The organism is Acidicapsa borealis, from assembly GCF_059115245.1.
On record NZ_JCACNY010000001.1, the window covers coordinates 5,597,827 to 5,610,110 of the forward strand.

Sequence of the window (12,284 nt, forward strand, 5' to 3'; positions counted from 1 at the left end):
ATTTAGGGCTGAATCGCCCGCTCTGCAATCAAGATGGGAATCCCATCCACCAACGGATACACCCGTCCGCACCCGGCACAGCCGATACCACCAGCGATTACGGCGAGCTTCCCATAACAGACAGGGCAAGCCAGGCAATCAAGGGTCTTCGGGTTAAATCCCGAGTTCGGACCACTTCTACATTCGTTGGAAATATCCCGAACAGGCATCGGCAACCCTACTGGATCGCCGTGTCAGGCAGCTTGGCGGCAGTAGCCGGAGCGGCAGGCCGATTGGCCAACTCCTGCTCAATCTGGGAATTGATCCCAGCTTTGGCAAACTCCATCGCGACACGGATACCATTCAAGATGGCCACTTCATTCGACGAGCCGTGGCCGATAATGCAGACTCCGCGCACACCCAGCAGCGGCGCCCCGCCATACTCGTTGTAATCCAACCGCCGCCGGAAGTCGTTGAATGCCTTCCGCGAAAGCATTGCGCCGACCTGTGCTGTGACTGTGCGTGTCAACGATTCGCGCAGCAGATCCCGGAACAGCCGCCCGATCCCCTCGCCGGTCTTCAAAGCCACATTGCCCACAAAACCATCGCAGACAATCACGTCCGCCGCGCCATTGAAGATATCCCGCCCTTCGACATTGCCGATGAAGTTGATTGGCAGCGCCTTCAGCAGCGGAAACGCCTCACGCGTCAGATCATTGCCCTTGGACTCTTCCTCGCCAATCGACAGCAAACCAACGCGAGGCCGAGCCACCTTCAGCACCGACCGGGCAAACATCTCACCCATCACAGCAAATTGTTCGAGGTTGTAGGCCTTGCAATCCACGTTCGCGCCCACATCCAGCAGCACGCACGGCGAACCGGTCGCCGTCGGCATTCTTGCCGTCAGCGCCGGTCGATCGACTCCGGGTAGAGCACCCAGCACCATCTTGGCCGTAGCCATGGCGGCGCCCGTATTGCCGGCGGTCACGAATCCCGCCACTTTCTTCTCGCGGACCAGCTTCAGCCCAACACGCATCGAGCTGTCCTTTTTGGTGCGGACAGCGTGCGCAGCCTTCTCCTCCATGCCGATCCTCTCGGAGGCATGGTGGATCACGATAGGCAGATCTTCGTCTTCAAGGTATTCGTCCAGCAGGTCGCGCAGCTCGCGCTCCGGACCGACCAGATGCACCCGCACCGGCAGCGTCCGGCAGGCCTCGATAGCACCGCGAATCTCCGGCTCCGGAGCTTTATCCGAGCCAAAAGCGTCGAGCGCAATATCCGTCAACTGCGAAGCCGCAAACCTGGGAGCAGGAAGCATCGATGACCCGAGTCTAGAGGAATTGAAGATTAGCTGACAGCTTCTTTGGTTTCAAGCACTGCGCGGCCCTTGTACTCACCGCACTTGGGGCATGCGCGATGGGGGAGCTTCTTCTCCTGGCAGTTAGGGCAGATCGAGAGCGAACCAGCGGTCAGAAAATCATGGGACCGGCGAAGTGCAGTGCGGCGCTTGGAATGACGCCGTTTCGGATTAGGCATGGTACAGTTCCTTTCTTTCTGGCTCCCGCAAGCCCTCTCTTCGCGCGCGAAACTCACGCGGGCGTTTTCTTGAGAGCCCAACTGGAGCGGAAACGCCTACAGGCGCTTTCCTTCAATTTTGCTAGTACGTTTAGGCTTGCTAGTTCTTGATCCGGCCACTTAATCCCGCCAGCGCTTCCCATCGCGGGTCACTCGGACCCTGTTCACAGGAGCAGGCTGTCAGGTTGCGATTTTCGCCGCAGCGCGGGCAAAGCCCTTTGCAATCTAACTGGCAGAGCGTTCGGGCCGGCAAAGATAACAAAACCTGTTCTCTCAGCACGTCTTCAAGCGCAAGACCACCATTGTCATAATACCCGATTTCTGTCTCCGGTGTGGAGATTGCGTGCTCCGCGCCCGTCGCATCCACATCCGAGGGACGAAACAGCAGGTCAAACTCGCCCGCCAGCCGCTGCTCCACCGGTTCCACGCAACGCGCACAAGGAACCTCGAAGAGCCCGCTGAAGCTGCCCTTCAGCCGAATGTCGGAGACAATCTCCTTCGGTCCGCGATGCTCATGCAGCACCTCAGCCCGGCCTTCAGCCGCCAGATCGCCAATCTGATTCGCCTCATCCCCATAGCCGATCGCCTCCGGAGGCAGCGCTACGGAGAAATTAAAAGGCTCACGTTCGAGATCAGTCACCAGGATTTGCATCTCTTGAGCCTACGGCGCACCGGGGCTGGAGTCAATGTCCACACCGGGAACAGCGCCCGAAGAAATTTTGCTCGTCCCTTCAAGTCCTGGCTCAACCTGTCGATGAGCGGAATACCAGCACTCCATCCAGGATCGGAGCCGATCGCATGTCCGCATTTCGCAACCTCCCCGTGGCCCGCAAGTTCACCATCGCCTTCGGTCTGATTTCGGCCATCTGTCTCGCCGGGGGCGTCTATACGTTCCTGACCTTCCGCAGCTTCGCGGCAAGGAGCGCTGACTTTTCCGCAAACGCCATTCCCTCGATGCTCACTTTGACTGCCATGCGCGGGAAAGCCAATGAGATTCGCCGCCAGGACCTCGATCTGCTCATCTGCTTCAACAAAGAGTGCCTTGAGAAGCACTCGACCAAGCGCCTGACGCTCATGGGCGAGTATGACCAGTTGACCAAAACCTATGAACCAGCGATCAGCTACCCCGGCGAACGCGAGCTCTACAGCAAGCTGGAGGCAAGCTTCATCACCTACAAACTGATGAGTGACCGCGGTTCAACGCTTGCCGTTGCCGGAAAAGCGAGTGAGGCTCTCGATCTGCTCGGCTCCGAAAACGCTGTTTCGACCTTTGCCGCCCTCAACGACGCGATTACTGCAAATCTCAAGCTCAACGCCAGCTTCGCGACGAACGGAGCCAACGAGATAGCGGCCGAGAGCCGTCGTGCCACTTGGATCAATTGCGCTGTCTCTTTCCTCATTGTGCTGCTGTCGGTGATCATCGGCACCCTCCTCAGCCGTCTCATCGCCCCATCCCTGCGCGCAGCTACGGAAGCGCTGGAACGTGTTGCAGCCAAAGACCTTACCGTCAGCGTGGATGCCGGCGGCACAGATGAAGTAGGCCGTCTTTCCTCTGCCCTCAACACCTGCGTAGAGTCTATGCGATCGGTCCTCGGCACCGTCGCCCAAGGCGCGGAGAGCCTCTCCGCCGCCGCCGCCCAGATGTCAGCGCGCTCGACCGAAGCTCAGGGCAACGCCCAGTCTCAATCCGGCAAAACCAACCAGATCGCCGCCGCCGCTCAAGAAATGACCGCCACCATCGGCGAAATCAGCCACAACGCTGAAAATGCCGGGGGGGCCAGCCGCAGATCCGCAGAGACCGCCACCGAAGGCGGCTCCATCATGCAGGCCGCCGCTATCACCATGGAACGCATCTCAAGCGCCACCGGCTCCGTCGCCGGCAAGATGACCGAGCTCTCCCGCAGCTCCGAGGAGATTGGGAAAGTCGTCACCGTCATCCAGGAGATCAGCGAACAGACCAACCTCCTAGCCCTCAACGCCGCCATCGAAGCCGCACGCGCCGGTGAGCACGGCCGCGGCTTCGCTGTCGTCGCCGGAGAGGTCCGCCGTCTTGCCGAACGTACCCGCACCGCTACCGAAGAGATCGCCGGCACCATCCGCAGTATCCAGGACGAAACCCGCCAGACCATCCAGCTCATGGACCAGAGCCATCAGGCGGTCGACACCGGGCTTGGCGAAACCAGCCGCGCCCAGCAAAGCCTCGCAGCTATCATCCATTCTTCTCGCGAAGTCGAGCACATGATCCAGATGATCGCCACTGCAGCGACCGAGCAGACCTCAGCCGCTGGCGAAATCTCCGAATCCGCCACCCACATCTCTCAGCTCGCAACAGAAAACTCTCACGCCGCCGAAGAAACGGCCGACGGCTGCCGCCAGCTCTCGGTCCTCGCCAATGACCTTGACGGCGTCATCCGCCAGTTCAAGCTTTCCAGCGAAACGCAGCACGGAGGCACACTGCTCGGATCCAAAGTCGGCGTAACCGCCCGCGCCTACAGGGCCGCCTGACCGCCGTCATCTCATACCGCCGGGGCTGGTCCCATGAGAGCCCCGGAAGTACTAACACCGGACGTCCCATTCGTGCATCCCGCGAAAATGCTCTCCCGCCATGTAATTTCCCCGGCATCATGCTGTGTTAGCCTCCGTTTGTGGAGAGTATCCTTGAGCTATAGCCTTTTCCATCCCCGGGGGATGTACGCATGAGTTCCAGTAAATATGATCTGATCGTGATCGGCTCCGGGCCTTCCGGACAGCGCGCTGCTGTTGCCGCGTCCAAATTAAAGAAAAAAGTAGCCATTATCGAATCCCGCTCGGTCGTCGGGGGCGTCTGCATCAACACCGGCACCATCCCCTCCAAGACTATGCGCGAAGCCGTGCTCCATCTCTCCGGCTACAACTACCGCACCGTCTATGGAATGAACTACCGCGTCAAAGACAAGATCACCATGGCCGACCTGGCCTTCCGCGTGCAGGGCGTCATCAAAACCGAAATTGATGTCACCGAAGCCCAGCTTTCCCGAAACGGCATCGACGTCATCCATGGCCTGGCCCACTTCGTCGACGCTCAGACCATTCGCATCGAGAGCCCGGAAAATGACACCACCCTCGATGCCAACCGCATCATCATCGCTGTCGGCACCAAGCCCGCAGCCTCTGAGCGTGTCCCCATCAACGGCCGCACCATCATCAACAGCGACCAGATCATGGACCTGCCTAAATTGCCGCGCACCCTCATCGTGGTCGGCGGCGGCGTCATCGGTGTCGAATACGCCTGTATGTTCGCGGTCCTTGGCGTCCGCGTCACCTTGATCGAAAAGCGCGCCCGCCTGCTCGAGTTCGCCGACCAGGAGATCATCGAAGCCCTCAGCTACCACCTCCGCGACAGTCGCGTAACGATGCGCCTCGGAGAAGAGCTGGAATCGGTAGAAGAGCTCCCCGACGGCACCGTCATTGCCAATATGCAGAGCAACAAGAAGGTTTCCGGCGATGCGCTCCTTTACGCCGTTGGCCGCCAGGGCTCGGTCGAAGACCTCAAGCTCGAAAACGCCGGCCTCAAAGCCGACTCCCGCGGCCGCATCCCGGTCGATGAAAATTTCCAGACTGCCGTCCCCTCCATCTTTGCCGTGGGCGACGTCATCGGATTCCCCTCGCTCGCCTCCGTGTCCATGGAACAAGGCCGCATTGCCGTAGCCCGCGCCTTCAACGACATGAACACCATCTCCAACCCGAGCTTCTACCCCTACGGTATCTACACCATCCCCGAGATCAGCTTCATCGGCAAGACCGAGGAGCAGCTCACCGAAGAAGACGTACCCTACGAAGTCGGCATGGCCTACTACCGTGAAGTCGCCCGCGGCCAGATTCGCGGCGATACCACCGGCCGCCTCAAGCTCATCTTCCATCGCGACACCCGCAAGGTTCTCGGCGTCCACATCATCGGCGAGAGCGCCAGCGAACTCGTACACATCGGCCAGGCCGTCATGACCCTCGGCGGCAGCGTCGACTACTTTATCGAAACCGTATTCAATTACCCCACACTCGCCGAGTGTTACAAGATCGCAGCCTTCAACGGCGTCGGCCGCCTGCATCGCTATCAATAGCCACCCGTAGCCGGAATCCGCCCTAAATGGGCATTTCCGGCAACTTTCGCTCAGGCGGTTTGCCAGACTTCCAAGGAAACGCGGTACTATCGTCTGCATTGCATTGGACTCGTTCCGGGAGATAGAGATGACGACCTCAATCGGCGTAGTGATGACAGAACACATTGTGGCAGGCCGCCTCACCGGAACCCTGGGCCAGCAAAAGCTCGAAGGCGACCGCCTACGCTACCCCGATGACCAGACCGAATCGGAGAGCCTGATCGGATTGCCTGCCAGCGAACTCTATGACCTGCTGACCGGCTTGATCTCACAGCTCATCACCACCAGCAGCGAGCCGGTAAGCGCCATAGGCGTGGCCGTGCCGGGCATCATTCGCAATGGCGTCGTGGAAGACTCACCCAACCTTCAGCAAATCAAGGGCGCGCGCGTCGCCGATGCGCTCGGCGAAGTGCTGAAGCGCGGAGGCATCAACGCGCCCGTGTACGTGCTCAACGACGCCGACGCAGTCGCGGCAGGACTCGCGGCCACCCGCGGCCATCTCGACCGCCTGGTGCGCGTCTGGACGCTCGGCAACGGCATCGGCTACGGCCGCTGGCCGCAGTCAGACGGCGTATGGGAAGGCGGTCACACAGTCGTAAGCCTCGACCCCAAAGAGCGCTACTGCGGATGCGGCGGCGTAGGCCACATTGAAGGCATCATGGGCAACCGCGCCATGCGCCTGCGCTTCCTCGACCTGGAGCCGGACGAAGTCTTTGCCAACGCCAAAAAGGGCGACCAGCGCTGCCGCGAATTTGTCGATCTGTGGCATCGCGCTCTCGCCGCAGGCACCGCAAGCATGATCCACCTGGGCGGCCCCGGCAAGTTCTACTACACCGGCCTCAACGTCGATTACCTGGAACTCTCCATGCTGAAGGCGCATCTCGAAACCATGGTCAAGATGGGCCCCTTGCAAAGCTACTCGCTCGAAGTCCTGCCCGAAGACGACGCCATCAGCGTATTAGGCGCAGGCGTAGCCGCCCTCCGCGCCCAAAGCTGGTAGTCCACCACGAAACTAAAAACGAAAGGGTGCAGAGATATCTCTCTGCACCCTTTTTCTCGGATTCAGCAGCAGTCTAATACTTCCGCTGATAGGTCTTCGTAAGCCGGTCATGCCATCCCAGCTTTTCTCCATCGAACAGCGCCCAAACCAGCCCCAGCCCCGCCGGAACCGTCGCCAGCACCATCGCCGGAATCCGCATCTGCATCTGCTGCCGCGTTGGATTCTCGTCGCAGAAGGTGCAGAGCGCGATCCGCGCATAGCGCATTCCCGGCGTGCCTTCCTCGGCATAGCTCAGGAACAGGTACTGGTACAGCAGGTAAAACAGCACCAGTCCAAACCCGGAAGCGATCAGCGCAATCTTCCCCGTCGGCGGATGCTCTGTCGAAGCAATCACTACCACTGCAGCTGCCAGGAACGCCAGCGTCACCAGCGCCCCATCAACCACCCCCGCCAGCATCCGGTCGCTTACCCGCGCCACCAGCAACTCGGCAGGCTCTGGACTTACAACCGCCGTCTGGGGCTTGCGCGACTCGCGTACCACGTGGTCCTCAGCTGGCTGGGCCACCGGAGCGGCCTCGGCTACAGGCGCGGCATACGCAGGCAACGCAACCTCAGGCATTTCCATCGCCCGCTGGGCCTGAACGGCAGCCTCCTGCGCGTAGGCATACTGCGACTCAAGATGGCCCGTATCCGCATAGGCATGGTGCTCGACAGCCTCGATCTCGGCATACGCATATGAGGGAGCGTGGTCCAGCTCAATCGAAGCCCACTCCGGCGGCGCGACATCAGCGGCAACCATAGCAATCGGCGGAGTCAGTAACTCAGGATCAACCTCGAAGATGCTCAACTGCGCGCTATCCTCAGCCGCGGCGTCATACAGCGGCCCTTCGGCCAGCCGTGGACGCGCCTTGCGCGTCGCCGTCAGCTCGCGTGGAAACTCGATCAGGTTCGCCGGCAGATGCTGCACCGGCTCGACCGTCGCGTGCCCCACAGGATCGTGCGAAAACAACTCAGCCTCATCGAAATCGTTCCGGTACTCGTGCTCCTGCGAGGGGCTAGGATACACCCGCATATCGGACCACACATCGCGCCCGGCGGCCGGCGGAGCAGCCGTCACCGGCAGCGCCTCTTCCCAGCGAGCCTGCGCACCTGCCCATTGCGAAGAAGCCACTCCTGGTGCCGCTACAGGCTCTGCCGCAACAACAGGAGGCTCATCCTGCCAGCGCGAGACAACTGGAGCAACCGGCTCAGCCGGCTTCACCTGCGCTGCGGGAGCGGTTTCCCAGAAGGCACGATCCTGATGGCGATCCAAATGGCGATCCCGATTTTGAGCCTGCATGCCGGACTCAAGCCCAGCCAGCACTGCCTGCGCCGCTGCTTCCGCAGCAAGAGCAGCCTCAGCCGCAGCACCCGCAGCGCGCACCACGGCACGCGCCTCGCCTGCCAGCAATTGGCTATAGCTCGGAGCCTTCGCATACCGCGCTGCCACCCGTGCTGCAGCCTCCGCGGCACGCGAGGAAGCCGTCCGCGGACTCTCGGCCGCACGGTTATCCGTCGTACTCGCCGCATCGCCGCGCCGGGTCCGGTGCGCCGCAAGACGCTCGTTCACCTCCTGCTTCCATGCCGCAGTCGAGGATTCCGTCGCTTCCGTATCAAATCGCTGTTTGGGGAGACTCGCCGATTTGCTCAAAACTTATTTTCCCTTCTTCGCGCAGCTGTTTCGCTACGGTTACTGGCCTTCGGCCGATTCACAAAAATTGACCGTCAGCACAACCCTGGCACCGAAGAGAAAAAGTCGCAGAGAAAGAAGAATGCGCCAAATGGACACCTGTCGCCCGGATCGTTGTCCGTGCGTCGTGTGAGGAGTCGGCATTTCTTTGCAGCCAGAGCATCGGGAATCGCGTCCAACCAACTGCACCCTGCTTTGTTATGCTTGGCACAGATTCGAGTGTTACGTTCCCGCTATCTTTGGTCTATCACGCTGCTACTGCTATGTCATCCGCAGATGCACGCCCAGCTGTTGACGAATTCGTTACCTGGGCAAGTTTCTTCCGGAACGGCGCAGCCGGTCATCCCCGCTCCTGATCCGCAGGCTGCGTCGCAAAGTGCTCAGCAACCCTCCGCCGCGCCGGCTCTGGAAGTCCCCGACGACCCCAGCCAGCAGTTGCTACCGCAGATCCCCATCGCCCAGCCGCAACCCGCGCCGCCCACCGGCGTTCCTGTCCGCTGGGAAGCGCTCAGCCAGTCCCATGTCGGCGACGATTGGCACCTGGATGGCCAGGTTGTCCTCTGGTACAAGGACTACGTTCTCCGCGCTGACAAAGTCGTCTACCACCAGGACTCCGACTGCCTCGAAGCCGTAGGCCACCTCCAGCTCGAAGGCGGCCCCAGCGACGCCAACATCACCGCGAGCCACGGCGAGATGCAGCTCGACGACCACACAGCGCGCTTCTACGACGTGATCGGCAGCTTCGGTGTCCGCCGCCTCGGCAAGACCCAGATCTACACGACTGCTGACCCGTTTCTCTTCCGCGGCCGCATGCTGCTACAGACCGGCGACAAGGCCTATCGCATCGTTGACGGCTCCATGACCTCCTGCCGCCTGCCCAAGCCGGATTGGGAGCTGATCTCCCGTTCCATCGAGATCGCCAACGATAAGGCCACCACCCGCAACAGCGTCTTCCAGTTCCTCCACGTCCCGCTCTTCTACCTGCCGGTCCTCCAGCACTCACTCGATACGACCGGTCGCGAATCCGGCCTCCTGCTGCCCGTCTTCGCTGACTCCGGCGTCAAGGGCCTAGTGCTCGGCGAACAGGTCTACTGGGTCATCAACCGCAGTATGGACATGACGCTAGGCGCCGAGTACTGGAGCAAGCGCGGCTTCGCCCCCAACGGCGACTTCCGGTACAAGGGCCGCGGCCTCGACTCCGTCACCGTCCGCTGGAACGCCCTGCTCGACCGCGGCGTGGAAGAAACGCTTTCCGGAGCCACCACGCCCACCCGCGAAGACCAGGGCGGGGCCGATATCCTCGCTTACGGCCGCCATGACTTCACCGAGCACACCCGCCTGGCCGGCAACATCGAATACCTGTCGAGCTACATCTACCGCCTCGCCTTCGACGAAAATCTCGCCCAGGCCACCAGCTCCGAAGTCCAGAGCGACCTCGCCATCTCCCACACCCACAATGGCTTCGTCCCTTCGCTCTCCGTCAACCGCTTCCAGAGCTTCGCCGGCTCCTCCGCCGCAGATGGCGCGCCAGTCGTCAACGTCCCGGAAGTCCGCGTCCTTCATCTTCCCAGCGTCCGTTTTGACGCTGTAGACCGGCCACTGTTCCAATCGCCGCTCTACTGGGGTCTCGGCTCCTCCCTCGCCGACCTTGACCGTGCGGAGCCGCACTTCCACGCGCGCAACGTGGGCCGCCTGGACATCTACCCTCACCTCGAGTGGCCGCTGCACGCCGGCGGGTGGGATATCCGGCCCGAGTTGGCCCTGCGCGCTACGCAGTACTCCGGCAGCCAGCTCGCCGACCTCGACGGAACCCACTTCGGCGGCGTTCCCTTGGTGCAGCATGATCCGCTCACCCGCGCCGATGTTGAAGCCACGATCGACGTCCGTGCGCCCGCCCTCGAACGCGACTTCACCGTCGCCGGCTGGAACCGGACGCTGCGCCACGTCATCGAGCCGGAGTTCTACTACCGCTACGTCACCGGCATCAACAATGCCCGCTCCACGCTCCACTTCGACACCACCGACATCGCGACCAACACAAACGAGGCGGGCTTCTCACTCACCCAGCGGCTCTACCTGAAGCCGATCCACACCAAGCCTTGTCATGTTGACCCCGTAGGCCCGGCACAGCTGGCCGGAGAGCAGTCCCCAGAGGAGGACGCGACGGTAGAACCAGAGCCGACCGTAGCAACCGAGGCCTGCAAGCCCCAGCCGCGCGAGTGGGCAAGCTGGCAGATCGCGCAGAAGTTCTTTGTCGACCCGACCTTCGGCGGCGCGCTCATCTCCGACCGCCGCAACGTCTTCGACACCACCCTCGACCAGACCGGCGTCGCGTACCTTACCTCGCCGCGTAACATTGCTCCCATCACCTCACGCCTGCGCTTTGAGGCCATCGACCACCTGCGCATTGAATGGGACCTTGATTACGACACCAAGGCAGGCCGCGTCGGCGCCGACAACGTCATCGCCGGCTACAGTTTTGGCCGCACCACTGTTGGCCTGAGACATGCTCTTCTCAACGCGGCCGACGAGTCCGGCAGCACCGCGACCCTGATCCAGAGTCAGCAAATCCAGCCTTTTCTCTACTTTGGCAAACCGTCCGATGTAGGCCTCAGCGTGGCGCTCAACGCCAGCTACGACTTTACGCATGACGCGCTTCAGTACGGAGGCGTGGAAACTGTCTATAACTGGAATTGCTGCGGCCTCAACCTTGGCTATCGGCGCTTCGCCCTCGGCTCCCTGCGTGACGAGTCAGAGTGGCTCTGGGGCTTCACCCTGAGCGGCATCGGCACCGCCGGCAACATCCGCCACAGCACCTCCGTATTCCCCACCCCGGAAACTTTAAAACACCTCTACTAAGAACGGGAACAATACGGGCGTCCACCTTCATCGCGCACTTGCGACTGGTTAGGTACTTTGTATCTACAGAATTCTTATAGCTTTTTATAGCTCTTAGAGCGAACCCCTAGCGCAGGCGCTTCCGAACATCCACGCGCACCAGGTACAGGAAAAACACCAGATTCAGCAGCCCCTGGATAGCCCCCGCCGCTTCTTTCTGAAAGGCGAAAATCCACAGGTTATAGCTCATCAGCAGAAACACTGCCGACAGCGTAAGGGCCCAGGCCCAGCGAAACAGCCTCAGCAGTCCGAAACTGGCTGCCACAAACAGCGCCGCGGGGAGCAGAAATATCCGCGAGTAGTGACCGCCCACGACGCCAAAACTTACCACCGCTGCCAGCACAAGCATATACAACGCGATCGCAATCAAGGCGGGCAGCAGCGTCGGTCCCTTGCCTGCGGCAGGAGGCTCAAGCGCGACCTTGGCCGTCAGCTCGTTCTCCGGCAAGTCATTGATCTGGCTCGGATTGTGTTCTTCAGTCATAGCGTATGCAGGTAGGCCAGCAGGGTTTGAAGATCGGCTCCGCCGACGGGCTGGGCGGGCATCATTCCATGCCCATAGCGGATGACGGCGGTCATTCGCTCGTCGGTTGGCGGCGCTCCGGAGGGCATGGATTTTAGCTTGGTCAGCGCCTGTAACCCTGGCCCTTTCTTTCCCTTGGTCGACGTGGGATAGTGACATTCCGCGCAATAGGCCTGGAAAACCTGCGCACCCCGTGCTTCCTGCGCCGTGAACTGGGCCGCCGGCTTTGAAGGTGGCAACGACTTGCATCCGGCAGTCCAGATCATCGCCGGCACGATCGCAGAGAAAGCCATTCCTCGGAAAAAAGAAGCTTGAAATCGAGAGAACATCTGTCTTGATTCTAGCGCGAGGTAGTCAAAGCAAATGGCAGTGCACGTACCGCGACGCGCAATCCTCGTGACACAATTGCGCAATCCTTGTGCGGCAATGCGCAATCCGCGTGCA

At 61.2% G+C, this 12,284-nt stretch carries 11 protein-coding genes; 4 read left to right on the forward strand and 7 right to left on the reverse strand.

Annotated elements, in window-relative coordinates; all coding sequences use genetic code 11:
• Positions 1-2 precede the first annotated feature (2 nt).
• From AC5S27_RS22830 to AC5S27_RS22845, 4 genes are all read right to left on the reverse strand, one after another.
• A complete protein-coding gene (locus tag AC5S27_RS22830) occupies positions 3-209 on the reverse strand; it encodes a Trm112 family protein (protein WP_493936860.1) in 207 nt (68 codons plus the stop codon).
• 8 nt (positions 210-217) lie between these two features.
• Complete coding sequence (gene plsX / locus AC5S27_RS22835) at positions 218-1,297, reverse strand: phosphate acyltransferase PlsX (RefSeq protein WP_493936861.1); 1,080 nt, start codon at positions 1,295-1,297, stop codon at positions 218-220.
• Between the two features lie 29 nt (positions 1,298-1,326).
• On the reverse strand, positions 1,327-1,515 hold the full coding sequence (gene rpmF, locus AC5S27_RS22840; RefSeq protein WP_493936862.1) for a 50S ribosomal protein L32: 189 nt from the start codon (positions 1,513-1,515) through the stop codon (positions 1,327-1,329).
• A gap of 139 nt (positions 1,516-1,654) precedes the next feature.
• Positions 1,655-2,194: a YceD family protein gene (locus tag AC5S27_RS22845; protein WP_493936863.1), complete on the reverse strand. Its 540-nt coding sequence runs from the start codon at positions 2,192-2,194 to the stop codon at positions 1,655-1,657.
• Between the two features lie 158 nt (positions 2,195-2,352).
• Between AC5S27_RS22845 and AC5S27_RS22850 the strand changes: the two genes are divergently transcribed.
• From AC5S27_RS22850 to AC5S27_RS22860, 3 genes are all read left to right on the forward strand, one after another.
• A complete protein-coding gene (locus tag AC5S27_RS22850; protein ID WP_493936864.1) occupies positions 2,353-4,059 on the forward strand; it encodes a methyl-accepting chemotaxis protein in 1,707 nt (568 codons plus the stop codon).
• A gap of 191 nt (positions 4,060-4,250) precedes the next feature.
• Positions 4,251-5,651 carry a Si-specific NAD(P)(+) transhydrogenase gene (gene sthA, locus AC5S27_RS22855; protein ID WP_493936865.1) on the forward strand — a complete coding sequence of 467 codons (1,401 nt, stop codon included), beginning with the start codon at positions 4,251-4,253 and terminating at the stop codon, positions 5,649-5,651.
• A 127-nt stretch (positions 5,652-5,778) separates the two neighbouring features.
• Positions 5,779-6,690, forward strand: a complete 912-nt coding sequence (locus tag AC5S27_RS22860; RefSeq protein WP_493936866.1) for an ROK family protein — start codon at positions 5,779-5,781, stop codon at positions 6,688-6,690.
• 73 nt (positions 6,691-6,763) lie between these two features.
• Here AC5S27_RS22860 and AC5S27_RS22865 read toward each other — a convergent pair whose 3' ends face one another.
• Entirely contained in the window at positions 6,764-8,380 is a 1,617-nt protein-coding gene (locus AC5S27_RS22865; protein ID WP_493936867.1) for an RDD family protein, read from the reverse strand.
• A 258-nt stretch (positions 8,381-8,638) separates the two neighbouring features.
• On the opposite strand from AC5S27_RS22865, the gene AC5S27_RS22870 reads away from it, so the two are divergent.
• Positions 8,639-11,278, forward strand: coding sequence for an LPS-assembly protein LptD (locus AC5S27_RS22870; RefSeq protein WP_493936868.1), 2,640 nt, complete (start codon positions 8,639-8,641; stop codon positions 11,276-11,278).
• 106 nt (positions 11,279-11,384) lie between these two features.
• Here the strand turns inward: AC5S27_RS22870 and AC5S27_RS22875 are convergent, their stop codons facing one another.
• Both AC5S27_RS22875 and AC5S27_RS22880 read right to left on the reverse strand, forming a co-directional pair.
• Positions 11,385-11,801 (reverse strand): hypothetical protein, encoded by a 417-nt coding sequence (locus AC5S27_RS22875; protein WP_493936869.1) that lies wholly within the window; start codon positions 11,799-11,801, stop codon positions 11,385-11,387.
• On the reverse strand, positions 11,798-12,133 hold the full coding sequence (locus AC5S27_RS22880) for a c-type cytochrome (protein WP_493936870.1): 336 nt from the start codon (positions 12,131-12,133) through the stop codon (positions 11,798-11,800). Before AC5S27_RS22880 ends, AC5S27_RS22875 begins: the two co-directional genes overlap by 4 nt.
• Positions 12,134-12,284: the final 151 nt, after the last annotated feature.